Annotated in this window: 22 protein-coding genes; 6 read left to right on the top strand and 16 right to left on the bottom strand. The window is 60.4% G+C overall.

All coding sequences use genetic code 11. The features are described 5' to 3' along the window. The first annotated feature begins 27 nt into the window (after window positions 1-27). Window positions 28-609 (top strand): hypothetical protein, encoded by a 582-nt coding sequence (locus tag QP915_RS10320; RefSeq protein WP_284769268.1) that lies wholly within the window; start codon window positions 28-30, stop codon window positions 607-609. Continuing rightward, window positions 610-1,461: a PrsW family intramembrane metalloprotease gene (locus QP915_RS10315; protein ID WP_284769267.1), complete on the top strand. Its 852-nt coding sequence runs from the start codon at window positions 610-612 to the stop codon at window positions 1,459-1,461. 82 nt (window positions 1,462-1,543) lie between these two features. Here QP915_RS10315 and QP915_RS10310 read toward each other — a convergent pair whose 3' ends face one another. The 9 genes from QP915_RS10310 to QP915_RS10270 all read right to left on the bottom strand — a co-directional run bounded on the left by QP915_RS10310 (window position 1,544) and on the right by QP915_RS10270 (window position 6,261). Beyond that, window positions 1,544-1,861, bottom strand: a complete 318-nt coding sequence (locus QP915_RS10310; protein ID WP_005323220.1) for a DMT family transporter — start codon at window positions 1,859-1,861, stop codon at window positions 1,544-1,546. Next, on the bottom strand, window positions 1,858-2,217 hold the full coding sequence (locus QP915_RS10305; RefSeq protein ID WP_049377079.1) for a DMT family transporter: 360 nt from the start codon (window positions 2,215-2,217) through the stop codon (window positions 1,858-1,860). Before QP915_RS10305 ends, QP915_RS10310 begins: the two co-directional genes overlap by 4 nt. Next, a complete protein-coding gene (locus QP915_RS10300; RefSeq protein ID WP_049377080.1) occupies window positions 2,214-2,525 on the bottom strand; it encodes an MGMT family protein in 312 nt (103 codons plus the stop codon). Before QP915_RS10300 ends, QP915_RS10305 begins: the two co-directional genes overlap by 4 nt. Before the next feature lie 5 nt (window positions 2,526-2,530). Further along, window positions 2,531-3,358, bottom strand: coding sequence for a VOC family protein (locus QP915_RS10295; protein WP_284769266.1), 828 nt, complete (start codon window positions 3,356-3,358; stop codon window positions 2,531-2,533). Next, entirely contained in the window at window positions 3,359-3,643 is a 285-nt protein-coding gene (locus tag QP915_RS10290; RefSeq protein ID WP_005323225.1) for an RNA-binding S4 domain-containing protein, read from the bottom strand. 35 nt (window positions 3,644-3,678) lie between these two features. Further along, window positions 3,679-4,614 carry a CE1 family esterase gene (locus tag QP915_RS10285; protein ID WP_284769265.1) on the bottom strand — a complete coding sequence of 312 codons (936 nt, stop codon included), beginning with the start codon at window positions 4,612-4,614 and terminating at the stop codon, window positions 3,679-3,681. Beyond that, complete coding sequence (locus tag QP915_RS10280) at window positions 4,607-4,936, bottom strand: YbjQ family protein (protein WP_005323228.1); 330 nt, start codon at window positions 4,934-4,936, stop codon at window positions 4,607-4,609. Before QP915_RS10280 ends, QP915_RS10285 begins: the two co-directional genes overlap by 8 nt. Before the next feature lie 9 nt (window positions 4,937-4,945). After that, window positions 4,946-5,620, bottom strand: coding sequence for a LysE family translocator (locus QP915_RS10275; RefSeq protein ID WP_284769264.1), 675 nt, complete (start codon window positions 5,618-5,620; stop codon window positions 4,946-4,948). Between the two features lie 137 nt (window positions 5,621-5,757). After that, window positions 5,758-6,261 (bottom strand): LysE family translocator, encoded by a 504-nt coding sequence (locus QP915_RS10270; RefSeq protein ID WP_284769263.1) that lies wholly within the window; start codon window positions 6,259-6,261, stop codon window positions 5,758-5,760. 247 nt (window positions 6,262-6,508) lie between these two features. Between QP915_RS10270 and QP915_RS10265 the strand changes: the two genes are divergently transcribed. Together QP915_RS10265 and QP915_RS10260 are read left to right on the top strand one after the other, a co-directional pair. After that, window positions 6,509-7,483, top strand: a complete 975-nt coding sequence (locus QP915_RS10265) for an NAD-dependent epimerase/dehydratase family protein (RefSeq protein ID WP_250409641.1) — start codon at window positions 6,509-6,511, stop codon at window positions 7,481-7,483. 293 nt (window positions 7,484-7,776) lie between these two features. Next, the gene (locus QP915_RS10260) at window positions 7,777-8,472 is read left to right on the top strand and encodes an adenylate/guanylate cyclase domain-containing protein (protein ID WP_035108229.1); all 696 of its coding nucleotides are present in this window, start codon (window positions 7,777-7,779) and stop codon (window positions 8,470-8,472) included. A 9-nt stretch (window positions 8,473-8,481) separates the two neighbouring features. On the opposite strand, the gene QP915_RS10255 is transcribed toward QP915_RS10260, so the two are convergent. The 7 genes from QP915_RS10255 to betA all read right to left on the bottom strand — a co-directional run bounded on the left by QP915_RS10255 (window position 8,482) and on the right by betA (window position 15,630). After that, the gene (locus tag QP915_RS10255) at window positions 8,482-9,069 is read right to left on the bottom strand and encodes an adenylate/guanylate cyclase domain-containing protein (RefSeq protein WP_237792314.1); all 588 of its coding nucleotides are present in this window, start codon (window positions 9,067-9,069) and stop codon (window positions 8,482-8,484) included. Between the two features lie 151 nt (window positions 9,070-9,220). Then, complete coding sequence (locus tag QP915_RS10250; RefSeq protein WP_474898658.1) at window positions 9,221-9,808, bottom strand: Pycsar system effector family protein; 588 nt, start codon at window positions 9,806-9,808, stop codon at window positions 9,221-9,223. Window positions 9,809-10,722: 914 nt separating this feature from the next. Further along, a complete protein-coding gene (locus QP915_RS10245) occupies window positions 10,723-12,615 on the bottom strand; it encodes a heavy metal translocating P-type ATPase (protein ID WP_284769262.1) in 1,893 nt (630 codons plus the stop codon). Beyond that, on the bottom strand, window positions 12,612-12,971 hold the full coding sequence (cmtR, locus tag QP915_RS10240; protein WP_023016478.1) for a Cd(II)/Pb(II)-sensing metalloregulatory transcriptional regulator CmtR: 360 nt from the start codon (window positions 12,969-12,971) through the stop codon (window positions 12,612-12,614). Before cmtR ends, QP915_RS10245 begins: the two co-directional genes overlap by 4 nt. Window positions 12,972-13,084: 113 nt before the next feature. After that, complete coding sequence (locus QP915_RS11775; protein ID WP_023028085.1) at window positions 13,085-13,294, bottom strand: hypothetical protein; 210 nt, start codon at window positions 13,292-13,294, stop codon at window positions 13,085-13,087. A 253-nt stretch (window positions 13,295-13,547) separates the two neighbouring features. Continuing rightward, a complete protein-coding gene (locus QP915_RS10230) occupies window positions 13,548-13,676 on the bottom strand; it encodes a chemotaxis protein (RefSeq protein WP_284769261.1) in 129 nt (42 codons plus the stop codon). 178 nt (window positions 13,677-13,854) lie between these two features. After that, window positions 13,855-15,630, bottom strand: coding sequence for a choline dehydrogenase (gene betA / locus QP915_RS10225; protein WP_225746137.1), 1,776 nt, complete (start codon window positions 15,628-15,630; stop codon window positions 13,855-13,857). A 333-nt stretch (window positions 15,631-15,963) separates the two neighbouring features. Here betA and betT point away from each other — a divergent pair, with 333 nt between their 5' ends. Continuing rightward, window positions 15,964-18,213: a choline BCCT transporter BetT gene (gene betT, locus QP915_RS10220; protein WP_284769260.1), complete on the top strand. Its 2,250-nt coding sequence runs from the start codon at window positions 15,964-15,966 to the stop codon at window positions 18,211-18,213. A gap of 45 nt (window positions 18,214-18,258) precedes the next feature. Beyond that, window positions 18,259-19,836 (top strand): aldehyde dehydrogenase family protein, encoded by a 1,578-nt coding sequence (locus tag QP915_RS10215; RefSeq protein ID WP_284769259.1) that lies wholly within the window; start codon window positions 18,259-18,261, stop codon window positions 19,834-19,836. The last annotated feature ends 114 nt before the right edge of the window (window positions 19,837-19,950 follow it).

The raw sequence follows: 19,950 nt of genomic DNA, 5'->3' as shown, positions 1-19,950 counted from the left end.
TCAAAGCAGCAAGATAAGGTGTGGGCTATGGAATTTTATCGCTTTCCTCCAGCGCATCCGCGGCGCCTTTTCCTCGCCGTTATTGCGTTCGTGGCGGTGGTTCTCGCTCTGCCCACAATTGTGCAGGCGGCGCTGGCGGATTCCTCCGCGGACGTCGAGCAGGTCACCCTGACCGAGCCCAGCCAGGATTGGGAGATTGACGTTCCCGATCTCTACTGCGAGCGCGATTATGAGTCCCTCGCCAGCATCGGCTGGACTTGCGGCGATGTCAGCGTGCAGGCCACCCTCACCGAGGATGCCAAGGACGATGCCACCACCTTGCGCCGCATGGTCCGCGCCCTCGCCATGGCTTCCCTGCCGGCCGACGCCCCCACCTTTGACGGCACGAATGGAGCGCTCCTGCTTGCCGACGCCCCCTCCTCCACCGCCGCCCTCTCCCTAGATGGCACCGGCGAGGATGAAAACAAGGATTGGGTGGTCACCGTGACCGGCAAGGGCGATCAAGCCCGGGCCACCGCCTCGCGCATCTGGCATGCCTTCGGCCAAGAGGAACTGCCCGCCGATGCCGAGGCAGAATTCGCTGAGTTCTCCGGGGAGTTGATGTATTAGATGTCCAAGCTCTTTCGCACCACGCTGTGGATCCTCTCCGGTATTGGACTCATCGCGTTCTTAGTCCAGACGCTGAGCACATTTTTGATCTCTCCCCTGATGGGCCTGCTCAGCTTGCTTATCGCCGCCGTGCTCGTAGCGCTGGTCATCTACCTGCTGCAACGCAGCCCCATGTGGGCACGCCCGGCGCGCCTGTGGGCCCTACTGGCTTTCCTTTGGGGCGGCGGTGTGGCCGTAGCCCTAGCGCTTATCAGCTCCGGCCCTGTCATGCAGCTCGCCATTGGCACCGGCTGGGTCGATGCCATGATGTCCTGGAGCGGCGCCTACCCAGAGGAAATCTCCAAGGCCACCGGGGTCATCTTCGTGCTCATGTCCTTCCGCCAGCTCAACCGCCCGTGGCATGGCTGGATGGTGGGCGCAGTGGTGGGCCTAGGCTTCGAGGCCTGCGAAAACATCCTCTACGGCGCCATGGGCGCCACCATGCACCCCGATAGCGATATCCAAGGCCTATGTGAGATGTGGGGCCTGCGGCTTATCGCCGGCCCTGGCCTACACGTCTTGCTCACCGCGCTGGCCGGCTGGGGCATCGGCTGGGCGCTCTATGCCGCCGCCAAACCGCTGTGGTGGCGCATCGGTGTCTTTCTCGGCTGCCTCGCCGCCGCTTTCCTCCTGCACTTTTGCTGGAACTACCTGCACGATTCCGAGGTGGCCGCCATTATCCAGGCCGTCACGGTAGCGCTTATCCTCTACCCGCTGAGCATATGGCTGGTGCTGCGCGGCAATAAGTTCGCCAGGTCCGATGAGAGCTATAGCCACAGCACTGCCGACGACGCCCTCGCCTACATCCGCTAAAGCCGCCGACCACTCTGCACAACAAGCACGTTTCGCCCTTTTCATGCTCCGTGAGAGACGAAACGTGCTTGTTCTGTCAGTGCTACGCCCCGGCTTCTACGAGCAGAACTCCCCCGACAATGAGCACCACGCCGAGGGATTTCAGCCAGGTAAATGGCTCCTTGAATAGGAGGTAGGAGGCGATAGCGGTCAAAGCAACACCGGTGGCCGCCCAAATGCCGTAGGCCACACCCAGATCCATGCCGGCCTTGAGCACGAGCGCCAAGAATCCATAGGCAGAGACATAGCACAGGGCAACGAGCGCCACCCAGAAGCGGCGGCCGGTTACCGCGGACATGCGCAGGCACAGCGTGCCTGTGACCTCAATGGCGGTGGCGAGGAAAAGGAGGAACCAGATCATTGCGGCGCCACCTCCACGGTGCGGTCGTGGTCCTTGTCCGACTTAGCGCCCATTTCTACGCAGAAAACGCCGCCCATGATGAGCGCAATGCCGGTGAGTTTTACTGCGCCAAGCGGCTCGCCAAATAGCGCGGCGGACAGCAACGCGGTGGAAATGACCCCGCCGGATGCCCAGAGTCCATAGGCCACGCCCACGTTGACGCCTTCTTGCATGACGCGGTGGAGCAGCACAAAAGCAAGGATGAAGCAGAAGGCGGCCACACCGTAGATCCAGACATGCTCTACGGCGTACTTCAGCGCGACGGTGCCCACGACTTCGCTGGCAATCGCGAGAAAGAGAATGACCCAGGCCCTCACTCCATCAACTCCTGTAATTCGCGGGCGTCGATTCCGTGCTCGTGCATTTTAACGCGGCCGTTGGCGTGCGCGATGGCCTCGCGATCCCAGAACTCCGCGGCGCGGGCGGGATCGTGGGAGGCGCCATCGGCGCGGACAACGCGCCACCAAGCGGTATTGGCACCGCCGCCGTGGCGTTTTAACACGGTACCGACGTTGCGCGCACCGCAGTCGGCCACCTTGGCCACCTCACCATAGGAGGTGACGTTGCCGGGCGGAATCACGGCAACGACCGCCAATACACGTTTGACCAGTGGCGATTCACTCATCGCAATTATTGCGGGTCGAGGCCCAGCACATCATCCGACTCGGTGGGCTCTTCTTCGGGGGCGTCTTCGACCTCGGTGAGGGTGATGGTTGCACCGGTGGAATCGGCCAAAAGGCACATGCGGCCGAAGGGCGAATCCCACGGTTCGCGGATGACCTCGCCGCCTAGTTCCACGGCCTTCTTCGCAGCGGCGTCGATATCGCGCACGCCCAGGTAGGTCTGCCAGAAGCTCGGGACCTGCGCCGGGAACTGCCCCTCGGCGTTCCACAGGCCGGCAAACGGCGCACCGTCTTCTTCCGCGGTAGCGTAGATAAAGTTCTCATCCTCGGACTGCATGGCGCGGATTTCCCAGTTGAATAGCTCGCCATAAAAATCCATCGCGCTCTGGAAGCCCGAGGTTGCGGTGAGCTCGTGCCATACCGGGGTGCCGGGCTCGCCGGCAGCGACAAAGTGTTCTGGGCCGGCGGGTTGGATGAGGCCGAACATGCCGCCGGCGGCGTCGGCAAGCAAAGCCATGTGTCCTAGCTGCACCTGCTGCGGCTCCACTAGGATGCGCCCACCCAGGCTCTCGGCGCGCTGGCAATCGCCCGCGATGTCCTTGGAAAGGAAGTAGGTCACCCACGTATCCGGCATGGGGGCCTCTTCCGGTTGCGGGATAAGCCCGGCGATGGGCAGGCCCTGCAGGCGCGCCATCTGATACGGCTTTTCCTCCGCGGACTCGGCGGAAACCTCCCAGCCCAGCACCTGCTCATAAAAGTGCGCGGACTTGCGCGGGTCCGAGGTGGTCAGGTCGATCCAGTAGGGCATGCCCACTTCAGCTTCGAATGCTGGCATCTACATATTCCTCCACTTTTCTGGATCAAAGTCATCGTCGGCCGTGGCCTCATCGAAGTAATCATCGTCATCGTCCGGCTCGCCCACGCGCGCGCAGGCGTCCTCGATGCACACTTCATCGCCTGGGTGGAGCATGGCGCCCCGGCGCGTCTCGGGCTCGCCATTGACCGTAACTACGCCTTCTGCGATGAGCTCTTTAGCTTCGCCACCGGTAGCCACCAAGCTGGCCAGCTTGATGAACTGGCCCAATTTGATGGAGTCGCCGTTGATAGGAATGTCTAGCATGCCGCCCAGCTTACCCAGCCCGCGCGCGGCTATCGCTACGGGTGGGCGATATGGAAGAAATCCAGGACCGTATCGGTGGTCCACTCCGCTTTCACCAAACCGGAATGGTCCGTGGCCCCGCCATTCCACGTGTGCGTGCCACCGTGGATGGTGTACTGCTCGGTGCGCGCATCACATACCCGCCAGGTGAAGTGCTCCACCGCTTCTTTCCGACGCCGCTTTGGAAACGGATTGCACCCATTCTCCCTCGCGATTCCGCGTAGCGATTGCTTCACCGAGCGGTAGTGCGCGCCGTGCTGGTGCCCGCCACCGTATTTCATGAGCACGTCGTCCGTGCCGTGAATATCGAGGTAATCGGTGGGCTCGCTGGCACAGTCCTTTTCCACGCGGTCATACTTGGCCGCCGAGACCGTCGCCACCGCATTAAATAGTCCCGGCCGCTTGCAGGTCACCGCGCGGGCGAATCCACCACCATTGGAAAAGCCCACGCCATAGGTGGTATCAGAGGCGGGATAGTGGCGGCGAACGAAATCAATCGTGTCATCCACGTATTTGAGGTCATCCTCCAAGCTGGTTACCGCATACGGTGCCGGCGCCCACGCCTTGCCCGCGCCTTGGACGAACACCGTGATGGCATCGCCCTGGGAGAGATCGGTGCCTTTGAACATATTGCCAGCATCCATCTCATAGCCGTGCATCGCCACGACCACGGGCAGGCGGTGGTGCTTATCCGCATTAAACGGCACGTGCACCACAAAACTGCGATGATTTTGCAGGTTAATGATCTGGTACTGACCATTGGCCGTTGTGCCTTGATCCGGCAGCGTGGTGATATAGCCATCGGCCGCGCCTTGCGATTCATTCGGCACGCTGCCCGGCTGCGGCAGTTCTTCCTCGCACCCTGCCATGAGCCCGGCGGCCGCGCATAACCCAGCGCATAGGGCCAGTGCTTTCTTGCCTACCTTAATCACGGGCGCGCAGCTTCACCGCAGTGCCGGTCGCTGTGACCATCAACATGTCATTCGAGGTGCCCATGGGCGAATAATCAAAGGCGATGCCCACCACGCCATCGGCCCCGAGCTCCTGCCCGCGTCGCCACAGCTCATCGAGTGCTGCCTCGCGCGCCTTGATGGCCTCGCTCTCATACCCGGCGGAGCGTCCACCGGTGATATTGCGGAGGGATGCCCCGAAATCCTTCAGCATATTAATACCGATGACGGTTTCCCCGGCGATGATGCGGATATAATCCGTAATCTCGTAGCCATCAACGGTATTAGTAGTGGTAAAAATCATGGACCCAGATTACATGGCTATAAGCCCACGCACTCCCTCAAAGAGGATGACCACGCCCAGCAATAGGAAGACTACGCCGCTGACAATATCCACCCATGCGGAGTTCTTGGCCATCCACTTCGATACCGCGCGAGTACTCAAGGCCACGCCCACGAAGAGCACGAGGCTTTCCAGGATCAGGACGGCACCCACCAGCAGGTTGGCGACGATGCCCATGCCGGGGTCGATGAAATTGGCAAAGATGGCGCCAAAGAAGATGACCACCTTAGGGTTCGAGAGATCGCAGATGAACCCCATGCGATAAGCGGTGCCGGCCTTGATGATGCCGTCCGGTGTAAAACCGCGCGGCTGCGGGGCACGGGTTTCGGTGCCCACGACGGTTGCGGGCGCGCGCCGCTCCTTGATGCCACCGGTAATGGCGGTATAGGCCATCCACAGCAGGTAACAGCCACCGAGAACCTGCAGCGCCACGAGGATCCCAGGATGCGCGGAAATCAATGCGGAAAGCCCCGCCAAGGAGGCCACGGTCCAGATGGTAAGGCCGGTGGTGCTACCTAGTGCCGCCCATACCGCCGCGCGCGTGGAGCGCGCGCCCAAGCGAATAATCTGCACCACGTCTGGACCCGGCGAAGCCATCGCCGCGAACCACACGCCCATTAAGGTCACTAGGGCGCTAATAGCCACCTAACACCTCCATACTCGCATGCGATTAGATTAACGCATGCCACTATAAGGAGCTTCTCACCTGCAGCGAAACAGGTAAGTTATGTGATTTAGGCAGCTTCTCAATCTATCTCTATAAAGCAGCCCCCCTGGCCGCGCTAGCCCAGGAGCTCGAGTGCACCCTCGACGGCCATCACGAGGCCCAGTAGCGCAAAGATGAGTCCCGAAACAATGTCAATGGCCGCCGAGTGGTGCGCAATCCAACGCGATGCGGCGCGCACAATGAGTGCAAAGGTAGAAAACCAGGTCACCGACATCGCCACGAGGATGACCGCCACCGCAACGGTCCAGGTGGTCGACATATCGGGGCGAATAAACTGCGCGAAAACCGCGCCGAAAAAGACGAGCGCCTTCGGATTGGACAGGTTCGTGACCACGTCAAGCTTATAAGCGCGCCACCCGGTCATGTCATTAATGCTGCCAGCCGCAATAGCCTGTTCCGTGTAATTCTCAGTGCCCACCACCACGGTGGATCCGCGGCGGGATGCAAAACCGGAACGAATCGAGGCCACACCCATATAGATAAGAAAGAGCCCACCAATAAGTTGCAGCGCATCCAGCACGCTCGGCCGCGCGGCGATCACCGCGGAGAGACCAGCCAAGGACGCAGTCCCCCAAAAGACCGTGCCGCTGCACACCCCCCAACGCACACATCAACCCGGCGCGGGTCGACCGCGGGGCCACGCGGATGACTTGAACCAAGTGGAATTTAAGTTCAATGTGTAGGTTAGCCGAATAAGAATCCCTGGCAGATGGTGGGGTAACCCTGCTCTGACTTCTGAATCTAGCTTGGATGCGCTGGGATTAAGACCGGTCACGTGTGAGAAGGTTTCGTGTACAACTAGTGATATGAACTTTTTATTGCTCGGTGGTACCGGTTTCCTTGGAGGACACATTGCATCTGCGGCAGTCGAGCGGGGGCATCAAGTTACTTGCCTTGCACGGGGTAACGGGAAGGTTCCCGATGGAGCTGAGTTTGTGAGTTCGGACCGTGACCGTGACGGTGCGTACGACGAGATTGCGGGGAAAACTTGGGACACCGTTGTGGATCTGACGAGTCAGCCCAAGCATGCGCGAGATGCGGCGGCGAAACTTCAGGCCAAGCATCGTATATATGTGTCTTCGAGCAGCGTATATGAAGACCAGGGAAGTATTTCTTCCGAGTCTGATTCCGTAGTCACTCCGCTTGAAATTGACCTCATGGAAAACATGGGGCAGTACCCAGGCGCAAAGTCTGCTTGCGAAACGATATATCGCAGCACAAATCGGTCGGTAATGGTAGTTCGCCCCGGTCTGATCGCCGGTTACGGTGACGAAACAGGGCGCAGTGGTTACTATCCGTGGCGCTTCGCGCATCCCACGGGTGAGAACGTTATCGTTCCAGACCCAGCGTTTCCCGTCGCTATGATTGATGTGAAAGACCTTGCAAACTGGATAGTTGAGTCTGCAGAAGTTGGGACTTTCGGAACCTTTAACGCCACGGGTTTTGCTACTTCCTTGTCCGATGTGTTCAAGATTTCACGTGAGTTAACCGCATCGAAGGCTGCAGCGCGACCTTTTTCCGATGAACTGCTTCTCGCTTGTGATGTAACCCCGTGGATGGGCTCAAATTCGTTGCCGTTGTGGGTGCCAGGTGTACAGTTTCGCAACATCGCGCTACTCGATTGCGCCGCAGCCTACGAAGCTGGCCTGCGGATTCGCCCGTTGAAAGAAACATTGGCGGATGCGCTGCGATTCGAAGAAGAACAGCAGGGTGAAAGACTCGCTGGACTCAGCGATGAAGAGGAAGTCGTGCTTCGCCAGCGGTTAGAAGATGGTATTTAGCTTCGGAGGAACAGTTTTAGTTGCAGTCGGGACCGTGCTGAGTTGTTCTTGTTCCGCGACTGACTGTGAGAATGAGTCCGAATCTGCCTGAGGGCAACTTCGGCGGTGCTAGCTCTTCGTGACGGGGAGCGATCTTGTCTTCTTTCGCCCCTCCGTGGAGTTCTGTTTCGTCATATAACCTCTGGTGTATGTGAAAGGTCGCGAGCAGACCTATTGCAGCAACCCCTTGACACCGCGCAATGGGTAAGCTGAATGAGCAAACGGTTAGAGCGATCGTGGGGAGGAGCCTCGGCATGAGTCTGAAAGATGACCTGGAGGAGTACGTCCAGAAGACCGTCGACGAACAGTGGGAACGTCGCGCAGGCCAGAAGGTGCCCGACGCCGATGACCTTCCGCTGAAGAACCTTGCTGTCGAGCTCGACGCAACTGTCCTCTACGCGGATCTTGCGTCGTCGACGAAGATGGTCAAGGGGTACAAGGACTGGTTCGCTGCGGAGGTCTACAAGAGCTATCTCTATTGTGCAGCTAAGATCATTCGAGCGCGGGGTGGTATCATCACGGCCTACGATGGGGACCGTGTCATGGGTGTGTTCATCGGGGACTCGAAGAACACCGCTGCCGCGAAGTGTGGGCTCCAGATCAACTGGGCGTCGAAGAATATCGTGGCAGCGAAAATCGCTGAGAAGTACCCGAAGAGCACCTTCGTGCTCAAGCAGCGGGTCGGCATCGATACCTCGAAGCTTTTCGTCGCCCGAACAGGCATCCGAGGCAGCAATGACTTGGTGTGGGTTGGGAACGCAGCAAACAATGCGGCGAAGCTGGCTGCGCTCGATCCTCGCTACCCGACCTACATCACCGCCGACGTCTACAACAGGCTGAATGAGACCTCGAAGCTAGGGGGTAACCCGAAGCAGAACATGTGGACTGACCTGGGGACCTCCGACATGGGCTATCGGATCTATGGGTCGACGTTCTGGTGGTCTGTCTGACGAGAGATGTCAACTGAGGGAGCTGATCCACTCGTCCATCTGCGGGATGATGGGATTTCCCTGGTACACGGTTCCGATGCCGGGCATCCCCTGCGGCCGGAGTAGGCCTTGGTTGTGATCGTTCAGGTTCGAGTAGAAGACGCCTCCGACGACAACCGGGCTCGATCCCCAACCGCGCCCCGCTAGGTGCGCTAGATGGGCTGCCCTGTTGACGACGTCGCCCATGTATACGACGTCGTTGATCGTGCTGCCGCTATAACCCGCCTTGATCATGAGGACCCGCCCGTACTCAACGCCTATGCCGATGCTGAGCTGGGTGATCCCTGCTTTCTCGTAGTGGTGGTTGAGGAGGTCTAGGAGGGTATTGGCCTGCGCTGCTGTAGCGAACACATCGTCGATGTGGTTGACCTGCGTCGTCTTGTAGGAGGCCCACACGCAGTCGCCGACGATATTGACCTCGCGCACATTAGAGTTGGAGTTTAGGACTGCGACCATTTCCGAGATAAACGACCGGTAGATCTTCGCAAGAACGGGTCTCTTGTGCTTCGATGTCAGGCCGGACGAATCTCGGATGTCAATGAAGATCGCCGAGCACATGCCGTAGAAGCCGTTAGAGAACGTGAGCTTGTCTCGGTCAGGGAGTCCGTCTACCTCCTCATACGCTCCTGCCGGCTGGTCCAGGATCGCTTGGATCCGTGCCGAGCTGGCCTTCCAGTCATACGGTCTATAGTTGCCGTCCATTTGCGTCCTAACTGTTCGTGATACCGACAACGAGGGACAGGACTGCGATAGCGGCTCCTGCAGCGAGAGCGTACCGGATGGCCCACTTTGCGGCGGATGCTTTTACCGTGGCAATCCGAGCATTGACATGTATCTGGTCAGCGAGATCTTTCGTCAGCTCAACAGGGTTAGAGGTCAGTACATGGAGCACCTCGCTGTACTCATGCCTCTTGCCCCTGAAATTTCGATCGATGCTTCCAAAAAACAGTCTGTTGATCGCGTCTCGATCTGCATCCTTGTCCTTGACTCTCGGTGTCAGTGTCCATCCGCACCAAGCGCCGGTAATAAAAAGCAACAAGCAGGTCAACCCAACGAGAGTGTCGAACAATACAGTCCGGGAAGTAACGTCCTTTGCGAGGTTGTATGTCATTGTTGCCATCACCCCGGTGAAGGCAAGTGTCACGCTGGCCTTCGCATCTGAGTGGCGAATCCACTCGTTCACCAATGCGAGTGTCTTCCATGCGTGATCTGGGTTAGGTTCGGGTGAGCTGGCGAGCGTGGTCGCGTCGTGCGGATGGCCCTCGGTGGTCCGTCGTCCACCGCGCCGAAACGGCATTCGAAACATAGCTCTAGAGTACAAAGGTTTACATAGATACTTCAGGAACGTCCATTACACGCGAGTCTCAAATGGGCCCACGAGCTGGCAGTCACGGGTAGAGCTTGAAGACGGTTTACGCTCCTGCCCCCGCAGCTGCCGGGGCGACTGCGGCGGAAGCGCTACCTATCGATTAGGAGGTTACCCTGTACTGAAACGTGGTCGAGTTCAAATTAAACGTGTAACGCGGGGCGTTGATGACGCTTCGCGTTATTGGGGGTAGGTTGAAGCGCGGTCTGTTCGTTCGCCGACGCGGCCGCCGCCGGATTCTCGGCGGCGATTCCGGCCCGAACCTCGGGGACATCCCCCATCTTCGATAGCTTGAGTGAGCACGACCATCTGATCTGGTGCGCTGGTTTTCGTTCGGCTCTCGGTCTATTCCGCCACCTCATGCGCGGCCGCGAAACCGCGGTGAAGAATCTGCATCTAGTCGGTTACGGCAACTGGAACGACGAGGGCTCGGCAACGCTGATGAGGGTGGGGTCCTTTGTCAAACACACTGCCCAGGTAGTCGCGGGCTGTGTCGATGAGACTCGGCAGCACTCCGAATGGATGTCCGTGGTATCAAGGCCGCTGAACTATTCAAGTTGCGGGACGAAAAGAGTCTCGCAGTGACGCTTGGTCCCTGAGCAAGTTCGATCCTTCCACGATCTGCACTGGAGACGCCAAGCGCTCGGGGCCCTTGACCGGCTGGGGCACGTGCCGGGTGGTGGCTCGCCCACAGCCCCCGTGCCCACACGCACCGAGAACGGACAGGCCACCGGGTACGATCCCAATTCCACGGAGACGGACCGTGAACTCGAATGACGTGCCTGGCCCAAGGTGTGTCCGCTCGGCGTGTGGTTTAACCCCTATGAGACTTGCCGGTCACAGCCTCAGCGCTTCGCTTGCGCAGCCCGCAGGCCGTTCAAGATCACGATCACTTCGGCGACCTCGTGAACCAACACGACGGCGGCCAGACCCAGCACGCCGCTGATCGCCAGTGGCATCAACACGATGATGATGGCCAGAGACAGCACGATGTTCTGGTTGATGATCCGGCTTCCTCGGCGGGCGTGCTGCAGCGCCTTCGGGATTAGCCGGAGGTCGTGGCCGGTGAAGGCGACGTCAGCAGACTCGATCGCGGCGTCAGAGCCGGTCGCTCCCATCGCTATGCCCACCGTCGCACCCGCCAGTGCCGGCGCGTCATTGATGCCGTCGCCGATCATCGCCGTCGGCGTCTTGGAGGAGAATTCAGCGACGATGCTTGCCTTGTCCTCAGGGCGCAGCTCGGCGCGCACGTCGTCGATTCCGGCGATTCCAGCCAGCGCCCGGGCGGTGCGAGTGTTGTCGCCGGTGAGCATGCTTACTTCCACATCGTTGGCGTGCAGGGCCTGCACGGCTTCGGGCACCTCGGGCCGCAACTCATCACGGACCCCGATCGCCCCGGCGAGAGCGTCATCGACGGTGACCAGGACGCAGGTCTGGCCCTCGGACTCCATGCGCTCAACGTCTGCTTTCAGTGGCCCGGCGTCGATCCATCGGGGGCTGCCCACCAGCACCCGTCGGCCTTCGACGGTGCCGCCGATGCCATGCCCAGCTTCCTCGCTGATGTCCGAGGCGGTGGGCGCTTCGGGCCCCGCTGCCGCGATCGCTGCGGCGAGGGGGTGTGTCGATTGCTGCTCAACTGCTGCCGCGAAGGAAAGCACCTGCGGCCGATCGAATCCGTCTGCCGGGACCACTCCGGTAACCTCAGGCTGGTTGCGGGTAAGGGTTCCGGTTTTGTCCACTGCCAGGTGACGGATGCCGCCGAGCCGCTCGAACGCCGCGCCGGACTTGATGACCACTCCGAACTGGCTGGCCGCGCCGATCGCGGCCACGACCGTCAGCGGCACGGAGATTGCCAGCGCGCACGGCGACGCTGCGACCAGGACTACCAGCGCACGGGTGATCCACGTCTCAGGGTCGCCCAGCAGTGAGCCGATAACGCCGACCAGCACCGCCAGGATCATCACCCCGGGCACTAGGGGTTGGGCAATCCGGTCGGCGATCCGGGCGCGGTCGCCCTTTTCCGCCTGCGCTTGCTCGACTAGGTCCACGAGTGTGGTCAGCGAGTTGTCCGTTCCAGCTGCGGTCGTCTCGACCTCCAGCACCCCGGCGGAGTTGATCGCTCCCGCAGGCACTTCGTCGCCGGGCGCAACCTCCTCCGGAATGGATTCTCCGGTGATCGCTGAGGTGTCAAGGCTGGAGCGCCCGGACCGAATGATGCCGTCCGTGGCGATCCGCTCCCCGGGGCGCACGAGCATTAGCTCGCCAACCTCGAGGTCCTTCGCTTCGACCTCGGCCGCTGTGCCGTCGCGCAGCACCGTCGCGGTCTGCGGTACCAGCTTCAACAGCGCCCGCAGTCCGCCTTGGGCCCGGTCCATCGCCTTGTCTTCCAGTGCCTCGGCGATCGAATACAGGAACGCTAGCGCCGCGGCCTCTCCGACGAATCCGAGGATCACCGCACCGACCGCGCTGATCGTCATTAGCAAGCCAATGCCGAGCTTGCGCTTCGTGACAAGGTTCCGGATCGCTCCAGGCGCGAACGTGTAAGCGCCCAACAGCAGCCCAACCCAATACAGTACCGTCGCGGGCGTCTCCAAGTCGGACCAGTCCAGCGCCAGTCCTGTTATGAGGGCTACGCCGGAGAAGATCGGCAGCAGTAGCTCAGGGTCCTTCCACCATGGCCGATCGAGCTCGTCGATCTCCGTGGCGGGTTCGTGTTCGCATCCACATGCTGAACTCATACGTCCGCTCCTTTCTCGCCGCAGCCGGGCACCGAGCACTCAGTGTCGATGCAGGGGGCATTCTCGTCGACGGCCAGTGTCGCGTTGACTAGCGCTTCGAGCGCTGCCGCGAGGTGCGGATCGGCGATTTCGTAGCGGGTCTTACGGCCCTCCGGCTCAGCGACGACAATGCCACAATCGCGCAGGCAAGACAGGTGGTTCGAAACGTTCGAGCGGGTCAGATCCAAGCTTTGCGAGAGCACAGCTGGGTAGCTCGGACCGTCTAGTAGGGTTATCAGGATTCGGGAGCGCGTCGGATCAGCCATGGCCCGGCCGAGCCGGTTCATGACGTCGAGGCGCGAAGCAATAGTCAGCATATGCTGAACTATACAGTGTGCGGTGAACTATTTAAAATGGGCTGAACTAACAGTCACGCGAAAGTCCTGCGACCTGCAAGAATTAGTCGATGGGATAGGCGATGACTGGTCCTTCACGGTTCGGCTGCCAACAACGAGGGGGCGACGTGGGCGGCGAAATTCTCCAGAATCTTCACGTGGATGTCCACACCCACCCCTGTGGGGATGGTGATGAACAGGGTGTCGGCGGACATGACGGCGGCGTAGGTGCGGCCAGCGACACTGACACCAGGTTCTCCCTCAAGGGCTAGACACTCACGGACATTGCGTACGGGTCGAACCACACGTAGCGAAGCTTTCTAATAGCCAAATGACTAACTCTTTTCGCTGGTATCCGGGAATGATACTTCCTTGAAGTCGGCGGTGTTGGCTACCCCACGTACGAAGTACTGGAACTGCTGCTTGGAAACCACTTTGGTCTACGAAGCCATAGCCTTCAAGCTACATCGCAGGAAAATTCCATTTCACGGTCGGTATGGGCCTTTTGCAGTTGGTTAATTCGAAATTTGTTCACCGTCTCCTTAGCCACCCGCACGATTAACGCGCTGTTTCGCCATCTTCGCGCGAGGCGAGCAGCTCCTTCAGGTGCGTATCGATGTCATCGAGCTTTTTAACAACCGCAACGGCGAAAACGATACTAATGACTACGGCGATAATGCTGAGCATCAATGCCTTCCTTTACTCTGGTGTCCCATTCCATTGGGCCTGGTTCCTTGCCAGGCAATTAAACCATGGTTCTGGCTAGGCGGAGGGGTGCGCGGTGGGGAAGGGGGACGTCGGCAAGCAAAAGCGCCGCGCCCCAAGACTGGGAACGCGGCGCTAGAGCAATCCAGCGGGAGGGTGCTTAGTGGTCAGCGCCCTGGATGGAGTGCTTGTGATCGCGGACTGCTTCGCCCTCAGCGTAGAGCGGCATATCCTGCTTAGCCTTGTACCACTCGGCGTGGTTCGGCTCGAGCGGGGTGCGGCCGGCGATGAGGTCGGCAGCCTTCTCGCCCACCATCATGGTTGGGGAGTAGATATTGCCGTTGGTCACGGACGGGAAGACGGAGGCATCCGCAATGTAGAGGCCCTCAACGCCCCACACGCCCATGGTGTCCGGGTTAACCACGGCCATCGGATCGGACTCCGCGCCCATCTTGGCGGTGCAGGATGGGTGCAGTGCGGTCTCGCCATCGTTGCGGACCCATTCCAAGATCTCTTCATCGGTCTGGACATCCGGGCCCGGGCTGAACTCGCGGGCGCCGACCTCTTCCATGGCCTTGGTATCCAGCAGGGAGCGGGCAACGCGCACGGCCTCAACCCACTCGCGGCGGTCCTGGTCGGTCTTCAGGTAGTTGAAGAGGATAGACGGCTTGTCGTGGATATCGGCGCTCTTGATGTGAACGTGGCCCTTAGTATCGGAGAACATCGGACCCACGTGCCACTGGAAGCCGTGCTTGACGTCCGCCTTCTGGCCGTCGTAACGCACGGCCATCGGCAGGAAGTGGAACATGAGGTTCGGGTAATCCTCATTTTCATTGGAGCGCACGAAGCCGCCGCCCTCGAAGTGGGAGGTAGCAACCGGGCCCTTGTGGGTCAGCAGCCACTGCAGGCCCATGAACGGCCAGCGCCACTTATCCAGGTAAGGCTGGGAGGAAGCGGTGGACTTGGTGGTCTCATACTGGATGTAGACCTCGAGGTGGTCCTGCAGGTTCTCGCCTACACCCGGCAGGTGCTTGACGACGTCAATTCCGTGCTTCTCCAGAATCTCACGGTCACCAATGCCGGAGATCTCCAGCAGCTGCGGGGTATTGATGGCGCCGGCGGACAGGACGATCTTCTCGGCGTAAACGCGGTGAACGCCACCCTGCCACTCATACTCAACGCCGACGGCCTTCTGGCCTTCGAAGAGGATCTTGGTGGTGAACGCGCGGGTACGGATCTCGAGGTTCTCGCGATCCATGTTGGGGTACAGGTAAGCGCGGGCAGCGGACCAACGCTTGCCGTTCTTAATATTGCGGTCAAACGGTGCGAAGCCCTCCTGGCGGTAACCGTTGACGTCATTGGTCAGGTTGTAGCCAGCCTCCTGCACGGACTTGAACAGGGCTTGGAAGAGCTCGGAGGTAGCCGGGCCACGGGAGAGGTACAGCGGGCCATCGTGACCACGGCGCGGATCGTTCGGCTCGGCCGCAGCGGCAGTCTCCATGCGGTTGAAGTACGGCAGGCAGTGGGCAAAGTCCCAGTTTTCCATGCCTGGGTTCTGGCCCCACTTCTCGTAGTCCATCGGGTTGCCGCGCTGGTAGATCATGCCGTTGATGGAGGAAGAACCACCGAGGACCTTGCCGCGGGCGTGGTAGACGCGGCGGCCGTTCATCTCCGGCTCCGGATCGGACTCGTACATCCAGTCGTAGTTCTTTGCGCCAATCGGGAAAGAGAAGCCGGATGGCATGTGGATGAACAGATCCCACAGGGAATCTGGGCGGCCGGCCTCAAGGACCAGCACGCGGGTGTTCTTGTCTTCGGTCAGGCGTGCGGCGATGACGGAGCCTGCGGAGCCGCCGCCAACGACGACTACGTCGCTTACTTCATCGGTGACCTTTTTAGCGGAACGCTTCTTGGTCAGCTTGTCCATAAAACCCATAAATCCCCTTCTTTCTGTGAAATATTTCACACGTCAAGATTGCCCCACCGGAAGTGAAAATATTGTAATTTATACAAAAGTCTGTATTTATTCACATCGCCTTATGTGCGGGCACTATCTCCAGAGTACACATCCCTCTAGAAGTTTGCCCATCTTAATGTATATTTACCTTGTCCGGATGGATGTCTCTGGAGATGAAATCCGAAGTCTTTGCGCATAGTTCGCCCGAATATGATTCATTTCACTCACCTATCTCTCCCTGCGATCTTGTGAGCATTTTGGGGCACCCGTGCGAAAGATTCGGCCCAAACCAACCAACAATAGGAGAAGTAGATGGCTAACTTTGACCCTCACGATCCTGAGGAGTCTCACACTTCAAGTAAAGACCCCCAACAAGGGGGTAAAAACACCTCTCTCGCAACCCCCTCTGGGGATACCAAAAAGCGCAGCCCGCGCTACCAAGTCCGCGCCCTCGTCGGCAGCTACAAGGCTGAAACCGGCGATGCCGTAGGCGCGGATCAGGTCCCCGCCCCCAAGACCAACTGGCCGGTATTTATCATCTCCGGCGTCCTCATTATCGCCATGGCGCTCTATGCCGGGCTCGGCCGCGATTCCGCGGCGGAAACCCTGGCTAGCGTCACCGGCTGGATCGGCCACAACCTCGGCTGGTTCTATGTCCTTACCGCCACCATCGCCGTGGTCTTCGTGCTCTATATTGCCTTTTCCAATGCCGGCAATATCCGCTTAGGCCCAGACCACTCACGGCCGAAATTCAATACCTTCTCTTGGGCGTCCATGCTCTTTGCCGCTGGCATCGGCGTGGACCTCATGTTCTTCGCCGTGGCCGAGCCGGTGACCATGTACATGCAGCCACCGGTGGGTGACGGCGAGACCATGGAAGCCGCCAAGGAAGCCGTGGTTTACGCGATGTTCCACTATGGCCTGACCGGCTGGGCGCTCTATGCCCTCATGGGCATGGCCTTCGGTTACTTTGCCTACCGCCTCAATATGCCGCTGGCTATTCGCTCCGCGCTCTACCCGCTCATTGGCAAGCGCGTGCACGGCCCTATCGGCTCCGCGGTGGACATCGCCGCCATGCTGGGCACCGTCTTCGGCGTGACCGCCTCCCTGGGCATCGGCGTGGTGCAGCTGTCCTATGGCTTCCACCTCATCTTCGGCATCGAACAGGGTCTTGGTCTGCAGTCCGCCCTCATCATCATTGCGGTGGCCATTGCCACGCTGTCGGCCGTATCCGGCGTCGATAAGGGCATTCGCTTCCTCTCCGAGCTCAACGTCTATCTGGCAATCGCGCTGATGGTCTACGTCGTGGTCTTTGGCAAGACCGCCTACCTCTTCGATGCCATCGTGACCAATATCGGTGACTATGTATCGAAGTTCCCGTCCTGGACCATGGAGACCTTCGCGTTTGCTGATGACCAGGCCAACGTTGATACCTGGATGCAGTCCTGGACCCTCTTCTTCTGGGCATGGTGGATTGCCTGGGCAACCTTCGTCGGCCTCTTCCTGGCCCGTATCTCCCGCGGCCGCACCCTGCGCCAGTTCATCTTCGGCACCCTGACCTTCCCGTTCCTGTTTATCCTGATGTGGATGTCCTTCTTCGGTAACACCGCCTTGGACATGGTCCGCTCCGGTGACTACCCCGAGTTCGCCGAAAACGCGATCAACGTGCCGGAACAGGGCTTCTACGACATGCTGCACGAGTTCCCAGGCTCCGGCATCGTCATCTTCTTGACCACCTTCATCGGCCTGCTGCTCTACATCACCTCGGCCGACTCCGGCGCGCTGGTGATGTCCAACTTCACCTCCCGCATCACCGATAACCGCCAGGATGGCGCGCGCTGGCTGCGCATCTTCTGGTCCGTCACCGTGGGCGCGCTGACCCTGGCGCTGCTGCAGATCGACGGCATCGCCACCGTGCAGTCCGCGACCGTCGTGATGGGCCTGCCCTTCGCGTTCGTGGTCTACCTCATCATGTTCTCCCTGTGGAAGTCCCTGCGCCTGGAAAACGTCCAGCGCGAGGCCCGCACCACCGCCATGCACGGCGTGATTTCCTCCCGCACCGAGCGCGAGCCTTCGGATTCCAACCTATGGAAGAATCGCCTCGACCGAGCCAATACCTACCCCTCCAAGCAGGAGATGGATACCTACCTGCGCGAAACCGCTACCTACGCCCTCGAGCAGGTGGCAACGCACATGCGCACTCGCGGCTACGATGCCCTCTTGCTCACCAGCGAGCTTCCCGACGTCGAACTTCCCCAGCTCGACCTCGAAGTTAAGCTGCACAATGAGCGCATGTTCCGCTACCAGCTCTTCCCAGTCGCGGCCGAGCGCCCCGACTTCAGCACAGGCGAGGGCGATGAGTACTACCGCCTCGAGGTCTACGATATGACCGGTTCGCTGGGCTATGACGTCTACGGCTATTCCGAGAACCAGATCATCAATAACGTGCTGGACCTTTACGAGCGTCACCTGGCCTTCCTTTACATGCAGCAGACCCAGCCGGGCGACTCCGATGTCTCCGATGGCGCCGAGCCCGAGCGCACCTGGCGCGAAGATAGCTAAGCTGGCCAGTACAACTACCTCTATGAGAGAAAGGTTGCTTTTCACTTGAGCACCCAGAACACTTTGTTCGACCCCACCCAGACCGAGCTGCTGAAGGGCGTGCATGCCGACGGCGCCCCGAAGTCCCTGTTCATCAACGGTAAGTGGGAAGCCGCCCAGAGCGGCGAAACCCGTACCATCATCTGCCCGGCCGATGGCTCCACCGTCGGCCTCGTTTCCGAGGCCTCCGACGAGGACACCGAGCGCGCCATCAAGGTTGCCCGTGAAACCTTTGATAACGGCGAGTGGGCCAATACCCCGGCCGCCGAGCGCGGCAAGCTGGTCATCCGCGTGGCCGATTTCATCTGCGAGCACAAGGAGCTTTTCGCTCAGGCCGAGTCCGCCGATACCGGCAAGCGCTACGAGGAATCCCTGGGCGATATGGATGACATCGCCAACGCCTTCGAGTTCTTCGGCACCCTGGCCCAGCACCAGGCCGGCCGTGTAGTCGACCCGCAGGATCCCAACCTGCGCTCGCGCATCGACGCCGAGCCTGTCGGCGTCTGCGGACTGATTACCCCGTGGAACTACCCGCTGCTGCAGGTCTCCTGGAAGGTCGGCCCGGCCCTAGCCGCCGGCAATACCTTCGTCCTCAAGCAGGCGGAGCTCACCCCGCACACCGCCATGCTGCTCATGGCCGCCCTCAAGGAATGCGGTCTGCCGGACGGCGTGGGCAACCTCATCACCGGCGCTGGCGCTAACTGCGGCAACCCGCTGTCCCAGCACCCGGACGTGGACATGGTCTCCTTCACCGGCGGCTTGGTCACCGGCAAGATCATCGCTAAGAATGCAGCCGAGACCGTCAAGCGCACCGCGCTTGAGCTCGGTGGCAAGAACCCGAACGTCATCTTCGCCGATGCCGACTTCGACGTCGCCGTGGACAACGCCCTCAATGGCGCCTTCTTCCACTCCGGCCAGGTCTGCTCCGCAGGCTCCCGCATCGTCGTGGAAGAGTCCCTGCACGATAAGTTCGTCGACGCCTTGGTAGAGCGCGCCAATAAGATCAAGATCGGCGGCCCGACCGACGAGAAGGCCGAGACCGGCCCGCTCATCTCCGCCGAGCACCGCGAAAAGGTCGCCGCTTACGTAGACAAGGCACGCGAGCAAGGCGCCAAGATCCTTACCGGTGGCCGCGCCGCCACCAGCGAGGACACCAACGGCCAGCACGGCACCGGCACCACCGACCTGGGCACCGGCGTCTACTACCTGCCGACCATCATTGATGGCGCTACCCGCGAGATGGATTGCGTGCACGACGAGGCCTTCGGCCCGACCGTGACCATCGAGACCTTCACCACCGAGGAGGAGGCCATCGCCATCGCCAACGACACCGAGTACGGCCTGGCTGGCGCCGTTTACACTTCCGACGCCGGCCGCGCCGAGCGCGTTGCCCGCGCCCTGCGCCACGGCACTATCTGGATCAACGACTTCCACCCGTACCTGCCGCAGGCAGAGTGGGGCGGCTACAAGCAGTCCGGCAACGGTCGCGAGCTTGGCCCCACCGGCTTGGCCGAGTACCAGGAGCACAAGCACGTGTACCAGAACCTCTCCCCTGCCGCTTGGGATCAGTTCGGCCTGCAGTAACTAAACCGGCCACCTAGCATTCAGCCCCCGCGCTCATCTGAACTGCTCCCCATTAGTTGGACTGAGAAATCAGTTTCCGATTAGTGGGGAGTAGTTTTCATTGAGAGCTCGAAG

The organism is Corynebacterium sp. MSK158, assembly GCF_030229085.1.
Taxonomy (GTDB): Bacteria; Actinomycetota; Actinomycetes; order Mycobacteriales; family Mycobacteriaceae; genus Corynebacterium.
This window is presented reverse-complemented; position numbering and strand designations above follow the sequence as displayed.

Bases quoted from the DNA above. Each gene is read 5' to 3' on its own strand.
- QP915_RS10320 (WP_284769268.1), top strand. From the start codon at position 28: ATGGAATTTTATCGCTTTCCTCCAGCGCATCCGCGGCGCCTTTTCCTC.
- QP915_RS10315 (WP_284769267.1), top strand. From the start codon at position 610: ATGTCCAAGCTCTTTCGCACCACGCTGTGGATCCTCTCCGGTATTGGA.
- QP915_RS10310 (WP_005323220.1), bottom strand. From the start codon at position 1,861: ATGATCTGGTTCCTCCTTTTCCTCGCCACCGCCATTGAGGTCACAGGC.
- QP915_RS10300 (WP_049377080.1), bottom strand. From the start codon at position 2,525: ATGAGTGAATCGCCACTGGTCAAACGTGTATTGGCGGTCGTTGCCGTG.
- QP915_RS10295 (WP_284769266.1), bottom strand. From the start codon at position 3,358: ATGCCAGCATTCGAAGCTGAAGTGGGCATGCCCTACTGGATCGACCTG.
- QP915_RS10290 (WP_005323225.1), bottom strand. From the start codon at position 3,643: ATGCTAGACATTCCTATCAACGGCGACTCCATCAAATTGGGCCAGTTC.
- QP915_RS10280 (WP_005323228.1), bottom strand. From the start codon at position 4,936: ATGATTTTTACCACTACTAATACCGTTGATGGCTACGAGATTACGGAT.
- QP915_RS10265 (WP_250409641.1), top strand. From the start codon at position 6,509: ATGAACTTTTTATTGCTCGGTGGTACCGGTTTCCTTGGAGGACACATT.
- QP915_RS10260 (WP_035108229.1), top strand. From the start codon at position 7,777: ATGAGTCTGAAAGATGACCTGGAGGAGTACGTCCAGAAGACCGTCGAC.
- QP915_RS10255 (WP_237792314.1), bottom strand. From the start codon at position 9,069: ATGTGCTCGGCGATCTTCATTGACATCCGAGATTCGTCCGGCCTGACA.
- QP915_RS10250 (WP_474898658.1), bottom strand. From the start codon at position 9,808: ATGCCGTTTCGGCGCGGTGGACGACGGACCACCGAGGGCCATCCGCAC.
- QP915_RS10245 (WP_284769262.1), bottom strand. From the start codon at position 12,615: ATGAGTTCAGCATGTGGATGCGAACACGAACCCGCCACGGAGATCGAC.
- cmtR (WP_023016478.1), bottom strand. From the start codon at position 12,971: ATGCTGACTATTGCTTCGCGCCTCGACGTCATGAACCGGCTCGGCCGG.
- QP915_RS10230 (WP_284769261.1), bottom strand. From the start codon at position 13,676: ATGCTCAGCATTATCGCCGTAGTCATTAGTATCGTTTTCGCCGTTGCG.
- betA (WP_225746137.1), bottom strand. From the start codon at position 15,630: ATGGGTTTTATGGACAAGCTGACCAAGAAGCGTTCCGCTAAAAAGGTC.
- betT (WP_284769260.1), top strand. From the start codon at position 15,964: ATGGCTAACTTTGACCCTCACGATCCTGAGGAGTCTCACACTTCAAGT.